This is a genomic window from Roseateles sp. 22389, from assembly GCF_052044995.1.
Taxonomy (GTDB): domain Bacteria; phylum Pseudomonadota; class Gammaproteobacteria; order Burkholderiales; family Burkholderiaceae_C; genus Roseateles.
In genome coordinates this window covers 669,724-695,300 of record NZ_JBQEOF010000001.1, presented here as the reverse complement: position 1 = coordinate 695,300, position 25,577 = coordinate 669,724, and the positions used below count along the sequence as shown (strand labels likewise).

General features: G+C 71.1%; 22 protein-coding genes. 19 read left to right on the top strand and 3 right to left on the bottom strand.

Annotation, left to right across the window (positions count from 1 at the left end; translation table 11 throughout):
- Positions 1–197 precede the first annotated feature (197 nt).
- Complete coding sequence (locus ACTJKJ_RS03070) at positions 198–1,178, top strand: IS110 family transposase (RefSeq protein WP_440819474.1); 981 nt, start codon at positions 198–200, stop codon at positions 1,176–1,178.
- A gap of 131 nt (positions 1,179–1,309) precedes the next feature.
- Here ACTJKJ_RS03070 and ACTJKJ_RS03065 read toward each other — a convergent pair whose 3' ends face one another.
- The 3 genes from ACTJKJ_RS03065 to ACTJKJ_RS03055 are packed head-to-tail and all read right to left on the bottom strand — an operon-like array spanning position 1,310 to position 4,152.
- Positions 1,310–2,386 (bottom strand): homocysteine S-methyltransferase family protein, encoded by a 1,077-nt coding sequence (locus ACTJKJ_RS03065; protein ID WP_297380206.1) that lies wholly within the window; start codon positions 2,384–2,386, stop codon positions 1,310–1,312.
- Between the two features lie 40 nt (positions 2,387–2,426).
- On the bottom strand, positions 2,427–3,104 hold the full coding sequence (locus tag ACTJKJ_RS03060; protein ID WP_147243052.1) for a DUF4197 domain-containing protein: 678 nt from the start codon (positions 3,102–3,104) through the stop codon (positions 2,427–2,429).
- Complete coding sequence (locus tag ACTJKJ_RS03055; RefSeq protein ID WP_147243053.1) at positions 3,085–4,152, bottom strand: fumarylacetoacetate hydrolase family protein; 1,068 nt, start codon at positions 4,150–4,152, stop codon at positions 3,085–3,087. The genes ACTJKJ_RS03060 and ACTJKJ_RS03055 overlap by 20 nt, the downstream gene beginning before the upstream one ends.
- A gap of 289 nt (positions 4,153–4,441) precedes the next feature.
- On the opposite strand from ACTJKJ_RS03055, the gene ACTJKJ_RS03050 reads away from it, so the two are divergent.
- The 18 genes from ACTJKJ_RS03050 to ACTJKJ_RS02965 all read left to right on the top strand — a co-directional run bounded on the left by ACTJKJ_RS03050 (position 4,442) and on the right by ACTJKJ_RS02965 (position 25,504).
- Complete coding sequence (locus ACTJKJ_RS03050; protein ID WP_440819551.1) at positions 4,442–5,140, top strand: hypothetical protein; 699 nt, start codon at positions 4,442–4,444, stop codon at positions 5,138–5,140.
- A gap of 219 nt (positions 5,141–5,359) precedes the next feature.
- Positions 5,360–5,665, top strand: coding sequence for a BTH_I0359 family protein (locus tag ACTJKJ_RS03045; protein WP_091728741.1), 306 nt, complete (start codon positions 5,360–5,362; stop codon positions 5,663–5,665).
- Positions 5,666–5,791: 126 nt separating this feature from the next.
- The gene (locus ACTJKJ_RS03040; protein ID WP_440819550.1) at positions 5,792–8,098 is read left to right on the top strand and encodes an ATP-binding protein; all 2,307 of its coding nucleotides are present in this window, start codon (positions 5,792–5,794) and stop codon (positions 8,096–8,098) included.
- A gap of 211 nt (positions 8,099–8,309) precedes the next feature.
- The gene (locus tag ACTJKJ_RS03035; RefSeq protein WP_440819549.1) at positions 8,310–9,416 is read left to right on the top strand and encodes a TraB/GumN family protein; all 1,107 of its coding nucleotides are present in this window, start codon (positions 8,310–8,312) and stop codon (positions 9,414–9,416) included.
- An 85-nt stretch (positions 9,417–9,501) separates the two neighbouring features.
- A complete protein-coding gene (locus ACTJKJ_RS03030) occupies positions 9,502–10,173 on the top strand; it encodes a MarC family protein (protein ID WP_254783480.1) in 672 nt (223 codons plus the stop codon).
- Between the two features lie 105 nt (positions 10,174–10,278).
- On the top strand, positions 10,279–11,055 hold the full coding sequence (locus ACTJKJ_RS03025; protein WP_440819548.1) for a PhaM family polyhydroxyalkanoate granule multifunctional regulatory protein: 777 nt from the start codon (positions 10,279–10,281) through the stop codon (positions 11,053–11,055).
- 29 nt (positions 11,056–11,084) lie between these two features.
- The gene (locus ACTJKJ_RS03020; RefSeq protein ID WP_183483272.1) at positions 11,085–12,224 is read left to right on the top strand and encodes an FIST signal transduction protein; all 1,140 of its coding nucleotides are present in this window, start codon (positions 11,085–11,087) and stop codon (positions 12,222–12,224) included.
- Positions 12,224–13,168 (top strand): substrate-binding periplasmic protein, encoded by a 945-nt coding sequence (locus tag ACTJKJ_RS03015; RefSeq protein ID WP_440819547.1) that lies wholly within the window; start codon positions 12,224–12,226, stop codon positions 13,166–13,168. Before ACTJKJ_RS03020 ends, ACTJKJ_RS03015 begins: the two co-directional genes overlap by 1 nt.
- A gap of 88 nt (positions 13,169–13,256) precedes the next feature.
- Complete coding sequence (locus ACTJKJ_RS03010; RefSeq protein WP_183493134.1) at positions 13,257–14,783, top strand: FAD-linked oxidase C-terminal domain-containing protein; 1,527 nt, start codon at positions 13,257–13,259, stop codon at positions 14,781–14,783.
- Entirely contained in the window at positions 14,783–15,961 is a 1,179-nt protein-coding gene (gene glcE, locus ACTJKJ_RS03005) for a glycolate oxidase subunit GlcE (protein ID WP_440819546.1), read from the top strand. The genes ACTJKJ_RS03010 and glcE overlap by 1 nt, the downstream gene beginning before the upstream one ends.
- A gap of 44 nt (positions 15,962–16,005) precedes the next feature.
- On the top strand, positions 16,006–17,256 hold the full coding sequence (gene glcF / locus ACTJKJ_RS03000) for a glycolate oxidase subunit GlcF (protein ID WP_440819545.1): 1,251 nt from the start codon (positions 16,006–16,008) through the stop codon (positions 17,254–17,256).
- A 423-nt stretch (positions 17,257–17,679) separates the two neighbouring features.
- Positions 17,680–19,380 carry an alkaline phosphatase family protein gene (locus tag ACTJKJ_RS02995; RefSeq protein WP_440819544.1) on the top strand — a complete coding sequence of 567 codons (1,701 nt, stop codon included), beginning with the start codon at positions 17,680–17,682 and terminating at the stop codon, positions 19,378–19,380.
- A 128-nt stretch (positions 19,381–19,508) separates the two neighbouring features.
- A complete protein-coding gene (locus ACTJKJ_RS02990; protein ID WP_440819543.1) occupies positions 19,509–21,437 on the top strand; it encodes an ABC transporter ATP-binding protein in 1,929 nt (642 codons plus the stop codon).
- A gap of 306 nt (positions 21,438–21,743) precedes the next feature.
- Entirely contained in the window at positions 21,744–22,418 is a 675-nt protein-coding gene (locus tag ACTJKJ_RS02985) for a hypothetical protein (RefSeq protein ID WP_440819542.1), read from the top strand.
- A complete protein-coding gene (locus ACTJKJ_RS02980) occupies positions 22,418–22,735 on the top strand; it encodes an HPr-rel-A system PqqD family peptide chaperone (RefSeq protein ID WP_440819541.1) in 318 nt (105 codons plus the stop codon). The genes ACTJKJ_RS02985 and ACTJKJ_RS02980 overlap by 1 nt, the downstream gene beginning before the upstream one ends.
- Positions 22,732–23,646: an HprK-related kinase A gene (locus tag ACTJKJ_RS02975; RefSeq protein WP_440819540.1), complete on the top strand. Its 915-nt coding sequence runs from the start codon at positions 22,732–22,734 to the stop codon at positions 23,644–23,646. The genes ACTJKJ_RS02980 and ACTJKJ_RS02975 overlap by 4 nt, the downstream gene beginning before the upstream one ends.
- On the top strand, positions 23,643–24,764 hold the full coding sequence (locus tag ACTJKJ_RS02970) for a nucleotidyltransferase domain-containing protein (protein ID WP_440819539.1): 1,122 nt from the start codon (positions 23,643–23,645) through the stop codon (positions 24,762–24,764). Before ACTJKJ_RS02975 ends, ACTJKJ_RS02970 begins: the two co-directional genes overlap by 4 nt.
- Before the next feature lie 122 nt (positions 24,765–24,886).
- A complete protein-coding gene (locus ACTJKJ_RS02965; protein WP_091728796.1) occupies positions 24,887–25,504 on the top strand; it encodes a CDP-alcohol phosphatidyltransferase family protein in 618 nt (205 codons plus the stop codon).
- Positions 25,505–25,577 lie beyond the last annotated feature (73 nt).

Genomic DNA, 25,577 nt, shown 5'->3' with positions numbered 1-25,577 from the left:
CCCTTGTATCTTTCGTTTTGAGAGTACACACAGGTTTGTTTTGGCAGTTGTCCACAGCCCGTCTGCCCTCTGGGATACCTAGCCCGTGGGAGAGCATTTGGCGTGGACGACTGGCCGTCTGTTGAGCAAGCCCGAACAGTTGCTGGACGGCCGACATGCACTGGCGTGCTCGGACCTCGAATTTGCAAGGATGGGAAATGGCAGGCGCACCTGAACTGATTTTTGTTGGTATCGATGTTTCCAAAGCCACGCTTGAGGTGGCCTTGAATGACAGGGACAAGACGCAGACCTTCAGCAACGATGAGCCCGGTTTGAAGTCGCTGTTGGCGATGCTCACTGAGATGCGCGAGCGCGTGGGAGTCGTTCTGCTGGAAGCCACCGGTGGGCTGGAGCAGCCGGCGGCGGCGATGCTGTGCGCGCATGGTTTGGCCGTCATGGTGATCAATCCGCGCCAGGCGCATGACTTCGCCAAAGCGATGGGCTACCTGGCCAAGACGGACCGCACGGACGCGAAGATGCTGTCGCAGTTTGCGCGCACGCTGCATGCCAGCGACCGGCGCGAGCGACTGCTCTACAAACTGCCCACGGACGCGCAGGAGACACTGCTAGCCATGGTGACGCGGCGCAGTCAGCTCGTGGCCATGCGGGTGGCTGAGCACAACCGATTGGCGAGCATGCACGCGTCGCAGCGCAAGAGCATTCGCACCATTCTGAAGATGCTGGACCACCAAATCGGAAAGATCGATGACGATGCGGGCGGCTTCCTGAAGGAGCACTTCAAGGACAAGCTGGAGTTGCTCAAAGGGCTCAAGGGAGTGGGGCCAGGCACACAAGCGATGCTGATGGCTGCGCTGCCCGAACTCGGCCAACTCAAGCGACGCGAGATCGCCAAACTCGTGGGTGTGGCGCCGTTGAACAACGACAGCGGCACATTCAAGGGTCGGCGCTCCACCTGGGGTGGACGGGCCAATGTCCGTTCGGCGCTGTACATGGCTTCGCTCAGCGCTGTGCGTTATGACCCTGTCCTCAGGAGCTTCTACGAACGACTGGTGCAAGCGGGCAAGCCTAAGAAGGTGGCGCTGACCGCCTGCATGCACAAGCTGCTCACCATCATCAACGCCGTCATCAAGTCCGGCACCGCTTGGCAGCCCTCTTATCCACAGCCCGCGCTAGCCTGATTAGCGCTTGACTTGGAACACAGTTGCTCTCCCGCTTGCGGGAGAGGGAGGGGTGAGGGCCAGCGGCGGTGGCAGTGCGGGAGCGCTGGACACGGTTGCCCTCCCGCAAGCGGGCGAGGGAGTGGGAAGGATCAGACGTCTTCCGTGATCAGGCCGCTGAACAGCTTGCTGCCCCACGGCCGCGGCCGGTAGGCGGCGACCTTCTGCGCGATCGCGCGGATGTGGTCGGGCGTCGTGCCGCAGCAGCCGCCGGCGATGTTCAGGAAGCCTGCCGCGGCGAACTCGCCCACCAGCCGGCCGGTGACGTCCGGCGTCTCGTCGAAGCCGGTGTCGCTCATCGGGTTGGGCAGGCCGGCATTCGGGTAGCAGGAGATCGGCGTGTCGCCGGCCGCCTTGGACAGCTCCTCGATGTAGGGCCGCATCAGCGCCGCGCCGAGCGCGCAGTTCAGGCCGATCGCCAGCGGCCGCGCGTGGCGCACCGAGTGCCAGAACGCCGTCACCGTCTGCCCCGACAGGATGCGGCCCGACGCGTCGGTCACCGTGCCGGAGATGATCACCGGCAGGCGCTCGCCGGTGTCCTCCATCAGCTCGTCCACCGCGAAGATCGCGGCCTTGGCATTGAGCGTGTCGAAGATGGTCTCGATCAGGAACAGGTCGACGCCGCCCTCGAGCAAGCCCTTGGCCTGCTCGTAGTAGGCGGCGCGCAGCGTGTCGAAGTCGACGTTGCGGGCGCCCGGGTCGTTCACGTCGGGACTGATGGACGCCGTGCGCGGCGTCGGGCCGAGCGCGCCCGCCGCGAAGCGCGGCTTGTCCGGCGTGCTGAACGCGTCGCAGGCCTCGCGCGCCAGGCGCGCCGCGGCGACGTTCATCTCGTAGGCGAAGGCCTCCAGCCCGTAGTCCTCCTGCGCGACGGTGGTCGTGCCGAAGGTGTTGGTCTCGATGATGTCGGCGCCGGCGTCCAGGTACTGGCGGTGGATCTCGCTGATGACCTCGGGCTTGGTCAGCACCAGCAGGTCGTTGTTGCCCTTGAGGTCCTTGGGATGGTCCGCGAAGCGCGCGCCGCGGAAGTCCGCCTCGGTCAGCTTGTAGCGCTGGATCATCGTGCCCATCGCGCCATCCAGGACGGCGATGCGCTGCGCCAGGAGGGCGGGCAAGGCGGCGCCGCGGGTGTAGGCGGCGGTGGGACGGGCGGCGGTCGGGGCGTTCATGGGGCGCGATTGTAAAAAACCGCGCCCGGCCCCAGCCTTCTCATCCGCCAAAGACCTTCTTCAGGATGGCGCTGCCGGTGCCCACCGGGTCCTGGCGGATCTTCTTCTCCTCCTGGCCGATCATGAAATACAGCCCGTCCAGCGCCTTGTCGGTGACGTAGGACTGCAGGTTGGCGTCCTCCTTGCGGATCAGGCCGAAGCCCAGGGCCTTGCCGGCGACGGCGTTGTACTTCTCGCTCAGCGACTGGCGCTCGGTCGCCTTCGTCACGATCGGCAGGAAGCGGTCGGTCAGCGGCGAGCGCGTCTTGTCCTCGAAGAAGCGCGTCACCGCGTTGTCGCCGCCGCGCACGATCCGCACCGCGTCCTCGACGCTGATATTGCGCACGGTGCTGACCAGCAGCTGGCGCGCCTCGGGCATCGCCTGCTCGGCGGCGCGGTTCATCGAGGTCACCAGCTCATCGATGCGCCGGCCCTGGCCGGTGGTGCGCAGCAGCCGGGCCGCGTCCTTGAGCGCGCCCGGCAGCTCGATGCGCACCTGCGGATTGCCCAGGAAGCCGTCCGTGCGGCCCAGGTTCGCGATCGCCGCCTGCGCGCCGCGCTCCAGGGCCGCGCGCACGCCGGAGGCGGCGTCGCCCTCGCTCAGGTTCAAGGCCATCGCCCAGGGCGAGGCGCAGCCCGCGCCCAGCAGCGCGATCAGGTCACGGCGAAGCAGGTTCATCGATGTCTCCTTCGGGGGTATCGGCCGCCGTGGTGGCGGCGGGCTCGGCGGGGTCGTCGCCCTCGGCCGGCGGCGTCGCGTCGGCATCGGCATCCGCGGCATCGATATCGGCGTCGGCATCGGCATCGGCCGCCAGGGACGAAGCCTGCTCCGATTCCGCGAGGTCCATGTCGATGGCGCCGAACGGGCCGGGTCCGTCACCGAGCTTGAACTCGATGCGCAGGCTGTCGCCGGCCTCGAGCACGACCGGCTTGCCCAGCACCGGCATGCCGGCGCCGACCAGCGTGCCGGCGCGCAGCGGCCGGTTGCGGGTGGCCTCGGCGAGCAGGTCGCCGAAGGACCACTGCATGCCGGCCTTCGCGTCGACGACGGCCTGCTTGCGCCCGTTGCGCATGATCTGCAGCTGCAGCGCCGCGCGACCGAGGTACCAGGCGCCGGGCAGTTCATCGGGCGTGAGGGCGACCGGCGCGAACTGCAGCGCCGGGCGGCTGTGCAGCGCCGGCCAGCCGTTGGCCAGTTCCTCCTGCTGGGCCGGCCGCAGCACCCAGTCGCTGACCAGCATCAGCAGCCGGACCGATTCCAGCGCCTGCGACGGCACCGCGCCCTGCGCCAGATCGCCGGTGAGGACCGCGAGTTGCGCCTCGGGCTCCAGGCCCGGCGCGCGCAGGTCCAGCGGATCGGCGGGCCCGAGCAGCGCCTCGGCGCCGCCGGCGCGCAGCAGCGGTGCGCTCAAGCGCTCCGGCCAGGCCAGGCCGCGCTCGCGCAGTGCCTGGCCCTGTCCGGGATAGGCCTCGCCGGCGATCCAGCCGGCCAGGCGCGGCAGCGGCGCCATGCACTGCCGGGGATCGAAGGCGAACGCATGCCGCGCGCGCCCCTGGTTCAGCGACAGCGACAGCGTCTCCAGCTGCGGCGCCATGAAGTTCCAGTCGTCGAGCACCTGCTGCAGGCGCGTGGCGATGCCGTTGGCATAGCATGCCTGGCTCAGGTCGCGCGACACGACCACCAGTTGGCCGTCGCGAGATCCATCGCGGTAGGTTGCGAGTTTCATTGTTGTGGTCGGACAGTCATTCGTCGGGCGAGCGTTGGCGGCATTTTCACCTCAGGATCGGAAGGCGCTCGGCGTCGCGCTCGCGGCTGCCGTGTTGCTGCATGCGGCCGTGATGAATGCGCTGTCGCGACGGCCCGCGCCCCGCGCGGTCGACGCGAGCGCGATGGCGACCCGCCTCATCGACGCGCCCCCGCGGCCCGAGTCCTTGGCGGCGCCCATCGCGCCGTCCGTCACACCGCCGGTTGCGTCGACCGTTACGTCGCCTGCTGCGCCACTCATCGCGCCGCCCGTGACCACGCCGGAGCTCGCGCCCGGCGCGGTGCCCGCCATCGCGGCCACGGCCCCGCGGCTCGCCGACGCCCGTCCCGCCCCCGCGCTGCTCGCCCTGCCGCTGCGCGGTGAAGGATCGCTCGCCTATGCCTTCGTCATCGACGGCCAGCCCGGTGAGGCTTCGCTGAATTTCCGGATCGAGGACGGACGCTACGACATGACCCTGGAGCGCCGCGCCGGCGACCGCGAACTGCCGCTCTGGCGCAGCGAAGGGCGCGTCGGTCCGCAAGGTTTGCAGCCGGAACGTCATCGCGTGCGCCGTCAAGGCCGCGAGCGCGAGCTGCTTGTCTTCGACCAGGATGCCGTCCCGCCGCGTCTGCTTGTCGGCGCACGCGCCTACATGCTGTCGGCGGGCACGCAGGACCGCCTGTCGTGGTGGCTGCAGCTGGCGGCGCTGATGGCGGCCGAGCCCGCGCCGCATGTCGGCCTGCGTCTGCGCGTGCCGGTGGCCGGCGCGACCGGCGTGCACGACTGGGACTTCGAGGTGGTCGCGCGCGACGGCGACCGCTGGTTGCTGCAGCGCGCGCTGCGACGCGGCCCCGGCCGGCCCGCGCTGCAATGGTCGGCCTGGCTGGACGGACAGCGCGGTTTCCTGCCCGTGGACCTGCGTTTCAGCCTCGACGACGACGAGCAGTGGGCGCTCCGATTGCTGGATTGACCCTGCCGGTGTCGCGCGTGCCGGCACGACGGCCATGGCACGCGAACACGTTACGTTCCGTGAATCCGTGAAACCCTGTGCGGTTGGCACCACAAATGCTTGGGACCGGATGAATCCGTGCCGGCAAGTTCTGCCACCATGGGGTCATGGCCTGGTTGGGAGCGATGGGGCTTGAATCCATCGCGTCAGGCCATAACTCCTGTCACAAAGGAGTCCTTCATGCACATGCTCTACGACTCGCCGAGCTACATCGTCGTGCAGTTCGATGTCCCGGTCGACCCGTCCCCCGGTGACGCGGCGCATGCCGCGCAGGCGGACCACACCCACCTGCCCTCGCTGCAGCGCGATGGTTTCGAGATCGTCGACAAGTTCACCCGCAAGGAAATCTTCATCGAGGGCGCCCTGGCCCAGACCTTCCAGGAAGGCGTGGAGGCGCTGATCGAGCAAGGCCCGGACGTCGACGACCTCGACGCCTTCATCGCCACCTACGCCAACCTGGGCCAGCAGCCCGTCGTCATGCATTGACCCCCGGCCGGCCCCGGCGCCCTCCACCTGCGGGGGAGCGGGGCTTGTCGCGCGGCACCCGCTGCGCCAAGATCGTGCGGCCATGCACCGCCCCAGGCGGTGAGGCCCTCCCCCTCCGCACGAATCATGGGCAAGCGCGCGCAGCCTCCGCTGGTGTCCCCGGGCCTGTCCGAGAGCCCGGTCCTGGATCGCATGTGCTCGCACTTCGTGCTGACGCTCACGGTCCGCCACGCCAACCGCTTCAACCCTCGCCGCGACCTCAGCGGCCTGCTCGCGCTGACCGCGCGGCACCTGGTCTGGCCCTCGCCGGTGCTGGCCCGCGTGCGGGGCTACCTCGCGCGCCGCTGCCAGGGGCATTCGCTCTGGGCCGGCCATGAGCGGCTGGGCGACGCCGCCTTCCTCGCGCGCCACGGCGTCTGGCGCGGCCCGTTCGCCGAGGCGACGCTGTTCTTCTACCTCGACGAATACATCAAGGACGCGCCCAAGGACCTGCTCGCGCTGCTGTCCTGCACCTGCGACGCGCTCGACGCGCAGCTGCGCAGCCAGTCCACGCTGGTGGAGCAGAACATCGACGTGCTGGGTCGCCTGCTGCAGCTCAACGCGGCCGAGCGCGCCCTGCTGCTCTACGGCACCCTCGCCCGCTACCAGCGCGAGCTGCGCGGCGCGCTGGTCGAGTTCAAGGTCAACACCGCGCAGGAGGCCTTCGCCGCGATCGCGGAGGTGGCGGGCGTCGATCCGCACGAGGTCGCGGAGGCCTTGCGCGCCGGCTCGCGGCTGGAGCGGGTCGGCATGATCGAGAACCTGATCGCCGAGCACAACATCACCGACCTCTCCGACCTGATGAAGGTCAGCGAGCAGCTGCCGCCGGTGCTGATGCGCGCCTACGACGGCCCGCAGGACCTGATGGCGGTGTTCACGCGCCCGGTCGCGCCCAGTCCGCTGCAGCGCGCCGACTTCGACTTCATCGCCGAGGACGTGGGCATCCTCGCCACCCTGCTGCGCCATGCGGTGACGCAGGGCCAGCCCGGCGTGAACGTGCTGATCTACGGCCCGCCGGGCACGGGCAAGACGGAGCTGGCCAAGGTCGCCGCGCGCGAGGCCGGGCTGACGCTCTACGAGGTCGAGTACGCCGACCGCGACGGCAATGCGCTGACCGGCCGCGACCGCTACCGCTCGCTGCAGATCAGCCAGGTCTTCCTGAAGGCCAGCCGCGAGGTGGCCCTGCTGTTCGACGAGGTCGAGGACGTGTTCCCGCACCTGAGCGGCGACGCGGCCCACCTGATGGCGCGGCTGGACGCGGCGCTGGAGGTGCCGGCGCCGATGGCCGTCAACGGCAAGGCCTGGGTCAACCAGATCCTGGAGAGCAACCCGGTCCCGGTGCTCTGGATCACCAACCGCATCGAGCACATCGACCCCGCCTTCCGGCGCCGCTTCCAGTACCACCTGGAGCTGACCTCGCCGCCGCCGGGCGCGCGACTGGGCCTGGTGCGCAAGGCACTGGAGGAACTGCCGGTGCCCGACGGTTTCGCCGAGCGCCTCGCCGAGCGCCGCGGGCTGACGCCGGCGCAGGTGCGCACCGCGGTGCGCTTCGCCCGCCTGGCCGGGGGCGAGGCGGCCGCGGACGCCGTCGCCAACGAGCGGCTGGTCAGCCGGCAGCTGCTGCATGCCGACAAGGCGCTCGGCCTGGTCGACGTCTCGCCGCAGGCGCGGCCGGCGACGACGCGTTATTCGCTCGACCTGATCCACTGCGAATGCCGCTTCGCGCTGCCGCGCCTGATCGAGGCGCTGCGCCGTCGCGGCCTGGGCACGCTGTGCTTCCACGGACCACCGGGCAGCGGCAAGACCGCGCTGGCCGAGCACATCGCCGCGGAACTGCAGCGGCCGCTGATGGTGCGGCTGGCCAGCGACCTGATGTCCAAATACGTCGGCGAGACCGAGCAGAACATGGCCCGCATGTTCGAGGCCGCCGCCGCCGAGGGCGCGGTGCTGCTGCTCGACGAGGCCGACAGCTTCCTGCGCAGCCGCCGCATGGCCGAGCGGCATTACGAGGTCAGCGAGGTCAACGAGATGCTGGCGGGCATGGAGCGCCACGCCGGCCTCTTCATCTGCACCACCAATGCCTTCGACGACCTCGACGAGGCGGCGCTGCGCCGCTTCAGCTTCAAGATCCGCTTCAAGCCGCTGCGGCCGGACCAGCGGCTGACGATGTTCGAGCGCGAACTGGGCCTGCCGCCCGACGAGTCGCAGGCAGACCGGCTGCGGGCGCTGGACGCGCTGACGCTGGGCGACTTCGCCGCGGTGCGGCAGCAGGCCGAGATCCTGGGCGAGGCGCTGTCGCCGGATGAATTCCTGACGCTGCTCGAGTCCGAGCACCGCGTGAAGCCGGACGTCCGCCAGCGCCGCCCGATGGGTTTCCGCCGGGGCGAGGCCTGACCCCGTCCCATCCCCTCCCAGGGGCGAAAGCGTTCATTCCCGCAGCGCTCCCCCTTCTTGCCCCCTCTCCCCAGCGGGGAGAGGGAGGGGTGAGGGGGCTCGTGCCACAGCGCTGCTGCCCTTCGAAGCACCCCCTCACCCCTGCCCTCTCCCCCCTCGCGGGGGGAGAGGGAGTTCTTGCCGGCAACGGTGAAAGTGGGCCGTCTCCTTCTTGCCCCTCGCCCACGCCATGTTCTATGGCATCGTGCCGGGCATGCTGCTCTCGTTCCTCTTCCGCTGCCTCGCGCGACCGGTGTTCCGCTGCCTCGCGCGACTGGGACTGGGCCAGGTAGCGCGCCGGGCGCTGCTCCCGCCGCTGACGCTCGTGCTGCTGCTCGGCACCGCCGCGCAAGCCGCACAAGCCGCTCCTGCCGCGCAAGCCGCGCCAGCTGCTTCCGCCCCGCCGCCCAAGGCCAACTGCCCCGCCGAACCCGCGCCGCTGCCCGCCGCGCGTCTGGCCGCGCTGGCCAAGGATCGCGGCGTGATGTGGACGCTGAGCCGCGACGGCCGCACCTCCTACCTCTATGCCAGCCTGCATGTCGGCCGTCCCGCCTGGGCCGCGCCCGGACCGCGCCTGCTCGCCGCCCTGGCGCAGGTCGACGCGGTGGCGCTCGAACTCGATCCGCTGGACCGCGATGCCTGGCAGATGCCGCCGATGCCCGAGCTGCCGCTGGACGCCTCGCTGCGCCGCCGGCTGGACGCCCAGGCCGCCGCGGTCTGCCTGCCGCCGGGCGCGCTCGCGGCGATGCATCCGCTGCTGCAGACCAGCACCTACATGCTGCTGCGCGCCCGCGCGCTGGGGCTGGACGTGCGGTACGGCCAGGAGATGCTGCTGAGCCAGTGGGCCCGCGAGCGCGGCCTGCCGGTGCTGGCGCTGGAGACGCTGCAGGGCCAGCTCGAGGCGCTGCTGCCCGCCGACGTCGACGCCGCCCGGCACGAGCTGCGCGCCAACCTGCGCCAGCTGGAGCGGCCGGCCGCGCTGCTGCGCACGCTGGACACGATGGTCGCCGTCTACGACCGCGGCGACCTGGCGCGGCTGAACCGCTACGCCGAGTGGTGCGATTGCGTCACCGACGCCGCGGACCGCACGGCGCTGAGACGCATCAACGACGGTCGCAACCCGGCGCTCGCCGAGCGGATCGCCGAGCTGCACCAGCGCGGCCAGTCGCTGCTGGTGGCCGTCGGCGCGATGCACATGACCGGCCCGCGGGCGCTGCCGGCGCTGCTGCGGGAGCACGGCTTCGAGGTAACCCTGATGCCGCCCTCCGGATCGCGATGACCGAGTTGCGGCACACTGGGCCGCCTTCGCGCCCGGCCCCGCCGCGGCGCCTTCCGCCTGACCCTTCCCTTCGGAGTCCCGCATCTTGGACCCCCTGCCGTCCTTCCTCCAATCGCTGTTCCTGGTGCCGCTGACGCTGCTGCCCATCATCAATCCGGTGGGCGTGGCCCCGATCGTCATCGGCGCGGCCGGCGGCGACGACAAGGTCCTCAAGCGGCTGTCGCGTCAGGTCGCGATCAACGGCTGGGTGGTGATCATGGTGTCGCTGCTGGTGGGCACCTACGTGCTGGACCTGTTCGGCATCTCGCTGCCGGTGGTGCGCGTCGGCGGCGGCCTGCTGGTGGCCTACAGCGCCTGGGTGATGCTGACCCGCAACGAGACCGACGACGTCCAGACCGCCGTGGTGCATTCGTCGCCCGGCGACATCAGCGAGGCCGAGATCGTGCGGCGCAGCTTCTTCCCGATCACCTTCCCGCTGACCACCGGCCCGGGCAGCATCGCCGCGGCGATCGCGCTGGGCGCGCAGATCCCGCGCTCGCCCATCCCCTACGTGATGCAGGCCGGCATCGCCGCGATCGGCGCGGCCATCACGGCGGCCGTCGTCTACCTGGTCTACCGCAACGGCGGCCGGCTGCTGATGCGCATGGGCGAGGTCGGCACCCTGGTCATGATGCGGCTGATGGCCTTCGTGCTGCTGTGCATCGGCATCCAGATCCTGTGGTCCGGCTGGGCCGACCTGAACCACATCCCGACCTGAGGCGACCCTCGCCCCTCCTGCGCGGAGGCCTCCCGCCGCGGCGTAGGATCGACGCTCACGGCCGCGCCCAGGCAGGCGTCGCCGCAAGCCCACCGAGGAGACAGCATGGCGGACACCGACTTCAGCAAATTCGTTCCTGGCTTCGACTTCCTGCAGGGGCTGATGAAGAACGCCGGCGCCGCGATCCCCGGCTTCAACCAGTGGGTGGCCCCCACGCTGGACCCGCAGGAGCTGGACAAGCGCATCGACGAGCTGCGCACCGTGCAGTTCTGGCTCGAGAACAACGCCCGCATGCTGACCGCGACCATCCAGGCGCTCGAGGTGCAGCGGATGACGCTGTCCACGCTGCACGCGATGAACGTGCCGATGGCCGACCTCAAGGACGCGCTGAAGACCCCCGTGCCAACGCCCTTCTCGGGAGCGCCTTCCGCTCCGTCGCCGTCGTCCGCGCCGGCCCCGGCCTCGAAGGCCGCGACGGCCGCGCCGTCCTCATCGCCTGCCGCCGAGCCCGCATCGAAGGCCGAGCCGGCCGAGGACGCCGCCGAGCCGGCCAAGGCGCCCGCGGCGCCCGGCGCCAAACCTGCCGGCGCCGACCCGATGCAGTGGTGGAACGCCCTCACCCAGCAATTCACGCAGGTCGCGGCCAACGCGATGAAGAGCGCGCAGACCGCGGCCTCGGTCGCCACGGCGGCGTCCACGGCCGCCGCCTCGCCGGCCACGCCGTCGGGTCGGCCCGCGGCGACGCGCCCCTCCGCCGCGAAGGGCACGGCCAAGGCATCGACGAATCGCGCGCCCAGAGCGGCGGCCAAGTCGGCGGCCAAGCCGGCCGCCAAGGCCGCGCCGGCCCGCAAGACGACCGCTTCCAAACGCAAGACTCCCTGAGCCTCCCGCAGTTCCCCCGAGGGCCGTCCATGCCTCGCTTCCTCCAGGCTCACGCCACCCATCCCGACCCCCACATGGCGCTGGCCCTGGCCGGCGCGCAGCTGGAGGGCCAGCGCGCCGGCATGACGCCGACGCTGGGCTTCCTCTACCTGACCCACCCCTACGTGCCGCAGGCCCAGGCGCTGCTGGACGAGGTCCGCCAGCGCTGGCCCGGCTGCGGCTGGGTCGGCGCGTCGGCGCTGGCGGTGAGCGCCAGCGGCGTCGAGTATTTCGACGAGCCGGCGCTGGTCGTCATGCTCTGCGACCTGCCGCCGGACCAGTGGCGCATCTTTTCCGGCCGCCAGCCGCTACCGCCCGAGGGCGAGGCGCGCAGCCTGCTGCTGCACGCCGACGGCGGCACGCCCGACCTGCAGGAGCTGATCGGCGAGCTGGCCCAGCGCTGCAGCAGCGGCTACCTGTTCGGCGGCCTGGTGAGCGGCGGCGACGACGCGGTGCAGATCGCCGACGGTGTCTTCGCGGGCGGCCTGTCGGGCCTGGCGCTCGGACCGGAGGTGCGCTGGATCTCGCGCGTCAGCCAGGGCTGCCAGCCGCTGGGTCGCGAGCGCCGCGTCACCGCCTGCGACGGCCCGCTGGTCACGGAGCTCGACGGCCTGCCCGCGCTCGACGCCCTGCTCGAGGACCTGAAGCTGCCCGCGTACACCGGCGAGTCCGGCTCGCTGCGCCAGGCGATGCCGCTGTTCCGGCGCACGCTGGTGGGATTGAACGACGAGCCCGGCGCCCGCCGCGAATACGGCCCCGAGGTCCGCGTCCGCCACCTGGTCGGCCTGGATCCGGGCCGCCGCGGCATCGCCGTCGCCGAGCAGCTGCGAACCGGCGAGCTGCTGAGTTTCTGCGAACGCCATCCCGACGCGGCGCGCCGCGACCTGGTGCGCATCTGCACCGAGATCCGCGCCGAGGCCGAGGAGCGCGGCGCCCACATGGCCGGCGCCCTCTACGTCAGTTGCACCGGTCGCGGCGGACCGCACTTCGGGGCGCCCTCGGCCGAACTGCAGTGGGTGCAGCACGCGCTCGGCGAGGTGCCGCTGGCCGGCTTCTTCGCCAACGGTGAGATCGCCCACGCGCGGCTGCATGGCTACACCGGCGTGCTGACCGTCTTCCTGGATCGCTGATGCCGGCACGTCGCCACCTGCTCCAGGTCGCCGCGGCCTCGGCGCTGGGCACCGCGCTGCCGCTGCGGGCCGCCCGCGACATCGCCGCCCGACCCGGCGCGACGCCGCCCGATCCGCAGGCGTCCGGCGCCCCGGCGGCTGAGCCCGCCACCGTTGTTTATCCGCGCCACCTCCCCCAGCAGGATCGGCAGGTCGACTACTTCATCAGCCTGCTGCATGCCGCGCTGCAGCGCAGCGGCGCGCGCTACACGCTGATCCCGACGCAGTCGGAGATGGTCCAGAGCCGCGCGTTGCTGGAGATGGCCAGCGACGATCCCGGCATCGACGTCTTCTGGACCATGACCGACCCGCAGCGCGAGCAGACGCTGCTGCCCGTGCGCATCCCGCTGGACCGCGGCCTGATCGGCTGGCGCCTGTGCCTGACCCGCGCCGACGACCGCGACCGCCTGCGCCAGGTCCGGGACCTGCGCGACCTGGCGCGCCTGACCGCCGGACAGATGCACGACTGGCCCGACACCGCGGTGCTGCGCGCCAACGGCCTGCCGGTGCAGGTGAGCACGCATTACCAGGGGCTGTTCCAGATGCTGTCGCAGGGGCGCTTCGACTACTTCCCGCGCTCGATCTTCGAGATCGACGCGGAACTGGCCAGCTTCCCCGAACAGCGCCTGGCCATCGACAGCGCGCTGCTGCTGCACTACCCGGCGGCGCTCTACATGTTCGTGCGGCCGGGCCGGCCACGGTTGGCGGCGGACCTGACGCGCGGCATGGAGGCGCTGGTCGCCGACGGCAGCTTCGAGCGGCTGTCACGACAGCTGTTCGGCGAGCTCGTGCGGCGCCACCGCGTCGACCAGCGCCGCGTGCTGCGCCTGCGCAATCCGCTGCTGCCGCCGCGCACGCCGCTGGACCGCCGGGCGCTGTGGTGGCCGCTGCCCGGCGGGCGCTGAATCTCCCCCCGATGAGCGGTCGCGCTGCCCCCATCGCCGGCGCGCCGGTTCAGGCCCGGGTCAGCGCGCGCGGCTACAGTTCGACGCCATGACCGCCGTCCTCCCCTCGACCCACGAGCCGCCCGGCCAGCAGGCCGCGGCGCTGGCCGCGTTCCGCGCCGGGCGACGCGCGGCGCTGGTCCAGGCCCTGGGCGCGGTGGTGCCGCCGCACGCGCTGCTGTGGCAGGACGAGCAGACCCGCCCCTATGAATGCGACGGCCTGACCGCCTACCGGGAGCGCCCGCTGGCGGTCGCGCTGCCGGAGACCGAAGCGCAGGTCGCCGGCGTGCTCAAGGCCTGCCACGCGCTGGGCGTGCCGGTGGTCGCGCGCGGCGCCGGCACCGGGCTGTCCGGCGGCGCGATGCCGCATGCCGAGGGCCTGACGCTGGCGCTGGCCAAGTTCAACCGCATCCTCGGGATCGACCCGCTGGCGCGGACCGCGCGCGTGCAATGCGGCGTGCGCAACCTGGCGATCTCCGAGGCCGCGGCGGCGCATGGCCTCTACTACGCGCCGGACCCGAGCAGCCAGATCGCCTGCACCATCGGCGGCAACGTCGCGGAGAACTCCGGCGGCGTGCATTGCCTCAAGTACGGCCTGACGTTGCACAACGTGCTGAAGGTGCGTGGCTTCACCGTGGAGGGCGAGCCGGTCGAGTTCGGCTCCGAGGCGCTGGACGCCGCCGGGCTGGACCTGCTCAGCGTGGTCGTCGGCAGCGAAGGCATGCTGGCGGTGGTGACCGAGGTCGTCGTCAAGCTGACGCCCAAGCCGCAGCGCGCGCGCTGCATCATGGCCAGCTTCGGCGACCTGCGCCGGGCGGGCGACGCGGTGGCCGCGATCATCGCGGCCGGCATCATCCCGGCCGGCCTGGAGATGATGGACAAGCCGATGACCGCCGCGGTCGAGGACTTCGTCCACGCCGGCTACGACCTCGACGCCGAGGCCATCCTGCTGTGCGAGAGCGACGGCACGCCGGAGGAGGTCGAGGAGGAGATCGGCCGCATGAGCGAGGTGCTGCGCGCCAGCGGCGCGACGCGGCTGGAGGTCAGCGCGGACGAGGCGCAGCGGCTGCGCTTCTGGAGCGGCCGCAAGAACGCGTTCCCGGCCTCGGGGCGGATCAGCCCGGACTACATGTGCATGGACTCGACCATCCCGCGCAAGCGCCTGGCCGACATCCTGCTGGCGATCCAGGAGATGGAGCGCAAGTACGGGCTGCGCTGCGCCAACGTCTTCCACGCCGGCGACGGCAACCTGCATCCGCTGATCCTGTTCGACGCCAACGATGCCGACCAGCTGCACCGCTGCGAGCGCTTCGGCGCCGAGATCCTGGAGACCAGCGTCGCGATGGGCGGCACGGTGACCGGCGAGCATGGCGTCGGCGTGGAGAAGCTCAACAGCATGTGCGTCCAGTTCTCGCCGCAGGAGCGCGAACGGATGCTGGCCCTGAAGCGGGCCTTCGACCCGCAAGGGCTGCTCAACCCCGGCAAGGTGATCCCGACGCTGCAGCGCTGCGCCGAGTACGGCCGCATGCACGTCAAGCGCGGCGCGCTCGCCTTCCCCGACCTGGAGCGATTCTGATGACGGTGCAAGCAGAGGATTTCGAGCGCGGGCCGGCGCCCGTCGCGACGCCGCCCGAGCCGGCGGAGTTCGTCCGCGCGACGCAGCTGATCGACGCGCTGGAGGCGATGGCCGAGCGTTTCCGCGAGGGTCGCCCGGTGCGCTTCACCGGCCACGGCAGCAAGGATTTCTACGGCGCCCCGCTCGGCGATGCGGCGCCGCTGTCGACGCAGGCGCTCAACGGCGTGATGGCCTATGAGCCGAGCGAGCTGTACGTGACCGCCGCCGCCGGCACGCCGGTGGCCGAGGTCGAGGCGCTGCTGGCGCGCCACGGCCAGCACCTGGCCTTCGAGCCGCCGCGCTTCGTCGGCGCGGCCTCGGGCGGCACCGGCACCGTCGGCGGCATGGTCGCGACCGGCCTGTCGGGCCCGGCGCGCGCCAGCGCCGGCGCGGTGCGCGATCACGTGCTCGGGCTGACGCTGCTCGATGCCAAGGGCGAGCTACTGCACTTCGGCGGCACGGTGATGAAAAACGTCGCCGGTTATGACGTCTCGCGCCTGATGGCCGGCTCGATGGGCGTGCTGGGGCTGATCGCGCAGGTCACGCTGAAGGTGCTGCCGATGCCGGTGGCCACGGTGACGCTGCGCTTCGAGTTCGGCCAGGAGGAGGCGCTGCTGCAGATGAACCGCTGGGGCGCGCAGCCGCTGCCGCTGTCCGCCACGGCCTGGTGGGACGGCGCGCTGGTGGCGCGGCTGTCCGGCGCCGAAGCCGCCGTCGCCGCGGCGGTGCGCAAGCTGGGCGGCGACGTCATCCCGGAGGCGATGGCCGCGCCGTTCTGGCAGGGCCTGCGCGACCAGAGCGACGAGTTCTTCCTCGGCGCGCGCCGGGCCGTCCAGGGCGGCGCGACGCTGTGGCGGATCGCGGTGCCGTCGACGACGCTGGCGATGCCGCTGCACGGCGAGCAGCTGATCGAATGGGGCGGCGCGCAGCGCTGGGTGGTCACGCCGATGGCGCCGGCGCAGCTGCGCGAACTGGTCGCCGCGGCCGGCGGCCACGCGACGATGTTCTATGCGAACGACAAGTCGGCGGGCACCTTCTCGCCACTCGGGCCGCAGCTGACGCGCATCCACAAGGAGCTGAAGCGGCAGTTCGATCCGGCGGGGATCTTCAATCCCGGCCGGCTCTATCCGGACCTCTGACCGCCGTTCGCCACGCCCCGAGCCCGCCGACCGCAAGCCCACCGATGCAGACCCACCTGGCCCCCGAGTTCCAAGGCACCCCGGAAGGCAGCGCGGCCGAGGCCATCCTGCGGCGCTGCGTGCACTGCGGCTTCTGCACGGCGACCTGCCCGACCTACCAGCTGCTCGGCGACGAGCTGGACGGACCGCGCGGCCGCATCTACCTGATCAAGCAGGTGCTGGAGGGCGAAACGCCGACGGCGGCCACGCAGCAGCACCTGGACCGCTGCCTGACCTGCCGCAACTGCGAGAGCACCTGCCCGTCCGGCGTCCAGTACGGCCAGCTCGTGGAAATCGGCCGGCAGGTCGTCGAGGCCAAGGTCGAGCGCCCGCGCGAGGAGCGCCTCAAGCGCTGGCTGCTCAAGGAAGGGCTGACCTCGCCGCTGTTCAAGCCGGCGCTGCGGCTCGGCCAGGCGCTGCGGCCGCTGGTGCCGGGCGCGCTGAAGGACAAGGTGCCGCCGGCGGCCGGGCCGCGAGCGCACCAGTGGCCGCGGCGTGCGCATCCCCGCAAGGTGCTGATGCTGATGGGCTGCGTGCAGCCGGCCATGATGCCCAACATCAACGCGGCGACGGCCCGCGTGCTGGACGCCGCCGGCGTGCAAACCCTGGTGGCCGACGAGGCCGGCTGCTGCGGGGCGATCCGGGCTCATCTGAACGACCACCCTGGCGGCCTGGACGACGCGCGCCGCAACATCGACGCCTGGTGGCCGATGGTCGACGGCCACGGCGGCGAGGTCGAGGCGATCGTCATGAACGCCTCCGGCTGCGGCGTCCAGGTCAAGGACTACGGCCGCCTGCTGGCGCATGACCCGCACTACGCCGCGAAGGCCGCGCGCGTATCGGCGCTGACGCGCGACCTCAGCGAGTACCTGCCCGCGCTGGTCCCGGCGTTGCGCTCGCGGCTGGGGCAGGACCGCCCGATCGCCCGCCCGCGCCTGGCCTACCACCCGCCCTGCACGCTGCAGCACGGCCAGCAGCTGCGCGGCGGTGTCGAGGGACTGATGCGGGAACTCGGCTTCGAGATCGCGACCGCGCCCTCGGAGAGCCATCTGTGCTGCGGTTCGGCCGGCACGTATTCCGTGCTGCAACCGGTGCTGTCCAAGCAGCTGCGCGAGCGCAAGCTCGCCGCGCTGGCACCGCTGGCCGCCGATGCGATCGTCTCCGCCAACATCGGCTGCATCCAGCACCTGCAGTCGGGCACCGGCACGCCGGTGCGCCATTGGATCGAAGTCCTGGACGACGCGCTGTCCGCCTGAGCCGGGTCATCTCGTCACCGTCTTATCACCGCGATCGCGCGTCGCGCTGCGGATGGACCTGCGGAACGTCGCATCGGCGCATCACTCGCCGCGCAAACCCCGCCCACTTGAGGAGGAGTTCTCACATCTGAGGCCCAGCCCCGGGCAAACCCGGGCATGCGCATTGCCTGCGGCCCGCAGAATCGCCTCCCATAACAGGAGGGGAGCGCGTCAAGCGATCCAACCAGAAAGTGAAGAAGGCCGGTCACCATGTGGGGACCGGCCTTTTTTCCGTCCAGGCTTCGGTGCGAGGCGCCCAGGTTCAGGGTTTTCCCGTTGCGCAGGATGAGCACGGAAGCTGTCAGACGCCCGCCATGTGGCGGCTGGACGCGGATACTCCGCAGTCCTCCCTGCTTCAGCGGCTCCGCGGAGCCCCGACCCGCCATGACCCTGACCCGTCGCACCTGGCTGCTGGTGCCCGTCCTGGCCGCGCTGACCGCCTGCGCCAACGCGCCATCCCCCTCCGCCAACAGCCCGGTCGCGGCAAGCCCTGACCCCGCCACCTCCCCCTTCACGGCGAAGAAGCCGCCCCGGCTGGTGGTCTTCATGGTGATTGACGGCCTGCCCATCCGGCAGGTGCTGGGCTACCGCGACCAATTGCAGCCCGACGGCTTCAAGCGCTTCCTGGACCGCGGCGCCTGGTTCGCCAACGCGTATTACGGCCATGGCTACACGGTCACCGCGGCCGGTCACTCGATCATGCTCAGCGGCGCCTATCCGCAGCGCAGCGGCATCATCGGCAACGAGTGGCGCGATCCGATGACCGGCACGCCGCAGTACAACACCGCCGATCCGCGCTACCAGTACATCGGCAACAACACCGAGCCACTGGCCGGCACCAGCCCGGAGAACTACAAGGTCGAGACCGTCGGCGACGTGCTGCGCACGCTGCAGCCCGCCGCCAAGGTAATTGGCATCTCCGGCAAGGACCGCGGCGCCATCCTGCCCGCCGGCCACAAGGGCACGGCCTACATGTACATGGGCGGCACCGGCCAATTCGCGTCGTCCACCTATTACATGGACCGGCATCCGGCCTGGGTCGACGCCTTCAACGCCGCCAAGCCGGCCGACCAGTTCTTCGGCAAGACCTGGGCGCCGATGCTGCCCGAGGCCGCCTACGCGCGCAGCGTGCCGGACGGCCAGCCCTGGCAGGCCAACAGCGGCAACGGCAACCGGCTGCCCGCCGTCCTGGGCGCCGGCATGGACGGCCCCGGTCCGCGCTTCTACGGCAACATCCTGCCCTCCCCGTTCGGCGACGAACTGACGCTGGCCTTCGCCCGTGCCGCCGTCGAGGGCGAGCGGCTCGGCGCCGACGACCAGACCGACCTCCTGTCGGTGAGCCTGTCCAGCCACGACTACATCAACCACGCCTTCGGCCCCGAGTCGCGGCTGTCGCACGACCACTTCCTCCATCTGGATGCCCACCTGCAGTCGTGGTTCCATTACCTGGACGCGAAGGTCGGCCGCGACAACTACGTCGCCGTGCTGACCGCCGACCACGGCTTCACCGACACACCCGAATGGGCGAAGTCGCAAGGTCGCGACGCCGGCCGGATCAACCCGGCACAGGCCGTGGGTTTCGTCAACGCGGGACTGGCGAAACAGTTCGGCGAAGGCCGCTGGGTGGTCGGCCTGTCCGGCACCGGCCTGATCTTCGACGAGGCCGCCATCCAGGCGAAGGGCCTGAAGCAGGACGAGGTCTATGCGGCGGCGCAGGCGCTGGTGCAGCAGGTCGAGGGCGTGCAGGTCGCGTTCACGCGGGCGCAGCTCGCCGGCACCGACACCGCGACGCCCTACCTCGAGCAGATGCGCCGGTCCTGGTATCCGGGCATCGCGGCGCCGCTGCAGGTGGTGCCCAAGCCGGGCTGGATCTTCGGTTCGCGCCTGATGGGCACGACCCACGGCAGCCCCTACGAGGACGACACGCACGTGCCGCTGCTGACCTGGGGCCCGGCCTGGGTCGGGCAGGGCCGCATCGAGCAGCGCGTGGAGATCGTCGACCTCGCACCGACGCTGTCGGCCCTGCTCCACATTCCCGCGCCGCGGCAGGCGCAAGGCCGCTTGCTGCCCCTGCCGGCGCGCTGATCGCCCCCGCCGGGCCGGCGAATCCCCCCATTCGCCGCACCCACCCGCCACCGAAGCGGGGGTGGGATGCGTCCGCCACGCGGCTCCTGTAGGCTGCTCGGTCTCGCAGAAGTGACAGGGAGACCGCCGTGTTTGGCTGGTTCGAAAAACTCGTCGATCCGTTTCCGCAGACCCCGGCGCCGCAACCGCCCAAGGGGTTCTTCGCCTTCGTCTGGGCGGGCTCGCACGGGATGCGCCGGCTGATCCTGGTGCTGACCGCCCTGACCGCCGCCATCGGCGCCTTCGAGGCGCTGCTGTTCTCGATGCTGGGCTCGGTCGTCGACTGGCTCAGCGAGGTCCCGCCCGCGCAGTGGTGGTCGACCCAGCAGGACAAGCTGCTGCTGCTGGGCGGCATCCTGCTGGCCAGCCCGCTGCTGATCGCGCTGCAGGCGCTGAGCAAGTACCAGGGGCTGTCCAGCAACTTCCCGATGCGGCTGCGCTGGAACTTCCACCGCCACCTGCTCGCCCAGAGCATGAGCTTCTACCAGGACGAGTTCGCCGGTCGCGTCTCGGCCAAGCTGATGCAGACGGCGCTGGCGGTGCGCGAGTGCTGGCTGATCGTCACCGACATCCTGGTCTTCATCACGATCTACTTCGTGACGATGCTGGGCGTGGTCGGCAGCTTCGACGCCACGCTGCTGCTGCCCTTCCTGGGCTGGCTGGCCTGCTACATCGTGGCGCTGACCTACTTCGTGCCCCGGCTGGGCAAGGCCGCCTCCGCGCAGGCCGACGCGCGCAGCCTGATGACCGGCCGCATCACCGACGCCTACACCAACATCAGCACCGTCAAGCTGTTCTCCCATTCCAACCGCGAGGCCGGCTTCGCCCGCGGCGCGATGCAGGACTTCCTGGGCACCGCCTACCGGCAGATGCGGCTGATCAGCGGCTTCGAGATCGTCAACCATGCGCTGTCGATGGGCCTGATCGCCTCCACCGCCGGCATGACGGTCTGGCTGTGGACGCAGGGCCAGGTGGGCATCGGCGCGGTCGCGGCGGCCACGGCGATGGCGCTGCGGCTGAACGGCATCTCGCACTGGATCATGTGGGAGATGGCCAGCCTGTTCGAGCACATCGGCACCGTGCAGGACGGCATCACCACGCTGTCGCGCCCGGTCGCGATCCAGGACGCCGCCGGCGCGACCACGCTCGCGGTGACCCGGGGCGAGGTCCGCTTCGACCACGTCGACTTCAGCTACGGCGGCCGCAAGACCGTGCTGCACGACCTGACGCTGACGATCCGCCCGGGCGAGAAGATCGGCGTGGTCGGCCGCTCGGGCGCCGGCAAGTCGACCCTGGTCAACTTGCTGCTGCGCTTCTACGACGTGGACAAGGGCCGGGTGCTGATCGACGGCCAGGACATCGCCACGGTCACGCAGGACAGTCTCAGACGCCAGGTCGGCATGGTGACCCAGGACACCAGCCTGCTGCACCGCTCGGTGCGCGACAACCTGATGTACGGCCGGCCGGACGCGACCGAGGACGAGATGCGCGCCGCCGCCGAACGCGCCGAGGCGGTGGACTTCATCGACGGACTGACCGACCCCAAGGGTCGCCAGGGCTACGACGCGCATGTCGGCGAACGCGGGGTGAAGCTGTCCGGCGGCCAGCGCCAGCGGATCGCGATCGCGCGGGTGATGCTGAAGGACGCGCCGATCCTGCTGCTCGACGAGGCGACCAGCGCGCTGGACTCGGAGGTCGAATCGGCGATCCAGCGCAGCCTGTACCGGCTGATGGAAGGCAAGACGGTGGTGGCGATCGCGCACCGGCTGTCGACCATCGCGGCCATGGACCGGCTGATCGTGATGGACCAGGGCCGCATCGTCGAGCAGGGCGACCATGCCTCGCTGCTGGCCCAGGGCGGCCTGTACGCCAAGCTGTGGGCGCATCAGAGCGGCGGCTTCCTCGTCGAGGACGGCCTGGACGAGGACGGCCAGGGCGACGCGAAGCGCCGGCCCGCTGGCGGCCAGGCGCGCGAGGACGCCGACGACCGCGACGTCGTGCATGACGAGGCGGAATGACGACGGGCGCCGGCAGCGGGCGCTGTCGCTCGAACAGGGCGGGCGGCATGGCGCGTTCGGCTCAAGGCGCGCAGGCGCTTGCGCACCACGCCGGCGATGAGTCGTTTGGCCTCAAAGGATTCGCCGAAAGCCTGCGCTAACTTATCCATCGTCGGAGGGACGCCGCACGCCACCCGTTCAAGGGGTTGGTCGGGGTTTCCGGTCGATGCCTTGTATGAAACACTGCGGTCGCAGGTCGGACGGGAGCGCCGATCCGCTTGAGCGTCCGCCCCTTCCTGGGGCCCGTGCACCACGAAAGCTGAGCTTATGGACAACAGCAGCGACACCCACCAGCAGCCCTCGGCCACCCCGGCACCCGCCGCGGACACCGTCGTCTCGCAGCGCCGCCGTCGTTTCATCCAGGCGGGCGTGGTGCCAGTGGGCCTGACGCTGGCCAGCCGGCCGGCGATGGCCTGGCACTGCAACACCACCTCGGCCTGGGGCTCGGCGATCCTGCGCAACGGCGGCGCCAGCGTGCAGGCCCGCGCCGATGCCGCGGTGATCAACAACACCGAGTGCTGGTACATCGCCAACTGGAAGGACAACACCGGCCGGTCCCTGGTGCGCGGCGGCAACGCCCCCTGGAACTACGTGATCGCCCAGTGGTATTCCGGCAAGTCACTCACCTACGCGCGCAACAACCTGACCGTGTCCAAGCTGTTCCCGGCCGGGTTGAAGAACGTCAGCGGCACCGCCAATGTCTACACCCTGCTGAAGAACGACACGGCGGGCTACGGCACGATGATGATCGTCGCGCGTCTGAACACCCTGTTCGCCGGCAACAAGGTCAACCAGTGCGTGCTCTCGGCCACCGGCCAGGACATGCTGCTGCAGATGGCCGCGCAAGGCCCGAACATCTTCAAGCCGGCCAACTCCACCGGCGCGGCCTGGACGCAGGCCGACTTCAAGAACTACCTGTACAGCAACTGGCTCGTGGCCTGATGGCCGGAGCCGCCTGGCACTGCAGGCCCTCGCTCAACGACGTGCTGCTCGCCTGGGAGGGCGAACAGCACGCGGTCTATTTCGACCCTGACACCGGGGACACCCACCTGATCGCCGCGCTCGGCGCGCAGCTGGCCGAATGGTTGGCCGCCGGGCCGCTGGACCGCGACCAGCTGCTGCAACGCCTGGCCCGCGAGATCGACTGGGACGAGCCGCCCATGCCCGAGGCGCTGGCCGAGCTGCTGGACCTGCACCTGCGCCGGCTGGCCGAGATCCACCTGCTGGCCGAAGGCCCGGTGGAGGAGCCGGCCGCTTGAGACTGCAGGACGTCGGCACCGCCGGGCTGCGGGCCCGGATGCGCGACGGCGGCGTGACGCTGCGGCTGTCGCCGTTCACCGTGCGCGTGCGCTCCGACATCCCGCACCTGGCCGCCGACGTGGCGACCATGTACCGCGACTTCGAAGTCGCCGGCGATGACGAATTCGTCGACTTCCACGTCGCCGTGCTGCGCAGTCCCCACTGGCTAAGTCGGCTGCAGGGGCGGGCCGAGTTCTGGTTCGACGGCCAGCGCTCCTTCACGCCGCTGCCCGCCGCGCAGGCGCTGGCGATGCTGGAGTGGGGCATCAACTGGTGCATCGCCGCCCATGCCCACCAGTACCTGCTGATCCATGCGGCGGTGCTGGAGCGCGGCGGCCGCGCGCTGCTGATGCCGGCGCCACCGGGTTCCGGCAAGAGCACCCTGTGCGCGGCGCTGGCGCATCGCGGCTGGCGGCTGCTGTCGGACGAACTGGGGCTGCTGGACATGAGCACCGGCCTGGTCCACGGCATGGCGCGGCCGATCAACCTGAAGAACGCCTCGATCCCGCTGATCCGCGCCTTCGCGCCGGAGGCGGTGTTCAGCGCCTCCATGCCCAACACCGCCAAGGGCACGGTCGCGCTGGTGCGGGCGCCGCAGGACGCGATCGACGCGCGGCTCGCGCCGGCCCGCCCGGCCTGGGTCGTGCTGCCCGCGTGGCGCGCCGACGCGGCCGCGCAGCTCGTCCCGGTGGAGCGCGCCCGCGCCTTCATGGACCTGGCGGAGCAGTCCTTCAACTACGACGTCCACGGCCTGGCCGGCTTCCAGGCGCTGGGGCGGCTGGTCGACCGCTGCGGCTGCCATCGCTTCGAGTACAGCCGGCTCGACGAGGCCCTGGCCTGCTTCGACGCGCTCGAGGAGTCCGCGCCATGAGCGCCCGGCGCGACGATCGCCGCCGCCCGCTGCTCATCCGCGTGCTGCTGCAGCCCGCGGTCGCGGCCGGCTTGAGCCTGACCGAGTGGGACCTGCTGCTGCGACAGGCGCGGCGGTCCAACCTGGCCGGCCGGCTGGCCGAGCAGATGGAAACCGGCGGCTGGCTGGACACGCTGCCGCCGCCCGTGCAGCCTCACCTGCGCTCGGCGCTGCTGCTGTCGCGGCGCCAGGTGCAGATGCTGCGGCGCGAGGTCGAGCTGCTGCGGCAGACGCTGGCCGAGCTGCCTGGCCCGCTGATCCTGCTCAAGGGCGCCGCCTATGCGCTGGGCGGGCATGCGCCGGCACCGGGCCGGCTGTTCAGCGACATCGACCTGCTGATCCCGCCCGAGCAGCTGCCGCGCTGCGAGACGACGCTGCTGGTGCACGGCTGGGATTTCGACGACGGCCTGGACGCCTACGACCAGCGCTACTACCGCGAGTGGATGCACGAGCTGCCGCCGCTGCACCACAAGCGCCGCGGCACCTCGCTGGACGTGCACCACACGCTGCTGCCGCCGACCGCGCGCACGCCGCTGGACAGCCGCGCGCTGTTCGACGCGCCGCGCCCGCTGCCCGGCCTCGCGGGCGTCTTCGTGCTGCCGCCCGAGGACATGCTGCTGCACAGCGCCGCGCACCTGTTCCACGAGGGCGAACTGCCCAACGGGCTGCGCGACCTGTTCGACCTCGACGCGCTGCTGCGCGAGTTCGGCGCGATCGAGGGTTTCTGGCCGCGGCTGGCGTCGCGCGCGCGGCGCATCGGCCTGACGCGGCCGCTGTGGCTGGCGCTGCGCTACACGCGGCAGCTGCTGGACACGCCTTACCCGGACACGCTGCTGGATGAACTGGAGCCGCCGCCGGGACCGATGGCGCTGCGGTTGCTGGATGCCTGTTACCGGCGCCTGCTGCGGCCGGGCCATGACAGCTGCCGCCTGCCGGGCCATGCGATGGCGGAGGTCGCGTTGTATGTGCGCTCGCACTGGCTGCGCATGCCGGCCGGGCTGTTGGCGCGGCATCTGGCGCGCAAGGCATGGTCGCGGATGACAACTGCCCCCGAAGTGCCCAAGGTCGAGACGCCTTAGGCCTTCGAAGAGCCCCCTCACCCCTCCCTCTCCCCCTGAAGGGGGCGAGGGGGAACATGCCGCCCGAGGGCGGGCGCGGCCTTTGCCGCGAGGCCAAGGGCCTTCGCTTATGCTCGCTCCCCATGAACCGACCCAAGCCTTTCTCCATGATCCGCGAGTTCCATCTGGCGGACTGGTTCACCCTGGGCAACGCCTTCTGCGGCGTGGGCGCCCTGTTCTCGGTGATGACCTTCCTGCAGACCGGGCTGACGCAGCACCTGTACTACGCCTGCGCATTGATTCCGGCCGCGCTGGTCTTCGACGTGCTGGACGGCCGCATCGCGCGCTGGCGCCAGAAGAGCTCCGCGATGGGGCGTGAACTGGACTCGCTGGCCGACGTGATCTCCTTCGGCGTCGCCCCGGCCGTGATCGCCTATGGCTGCGGCATGCAGGGCCTGTGGGACCGCATCGTGCTGGGCTTCTTCGTGGCCAGCGGCGTGTCGCGCCTGGCGCGCTACAACATCACCGCCGAAAGCCTGTCCGCGGGCAGCGACAAGGTCGCCTACTTCGAGGGCACGCCCATCCCCACGTCGTTGCTGCTGGTGATCGTGCTGTGGATTGCCGCCTGGCAGGGCGCGATCGGCGACGCGTTGTGGTTCGGCGCCATCAAGCTGGGCGGCTTCACCCTGCATCCGCTGGTGCTGCTGTTCGCGGTCTCCGGCTCGCTGATGATCAGCCGCATCCGCATCCCGAAGCTGTGAGCTGACGCTGAGCGCCGACGCGCTTGGACGTGTGTCCAGCGCTGTGCCCGATGACGACAAAGGCCGCCCGAGG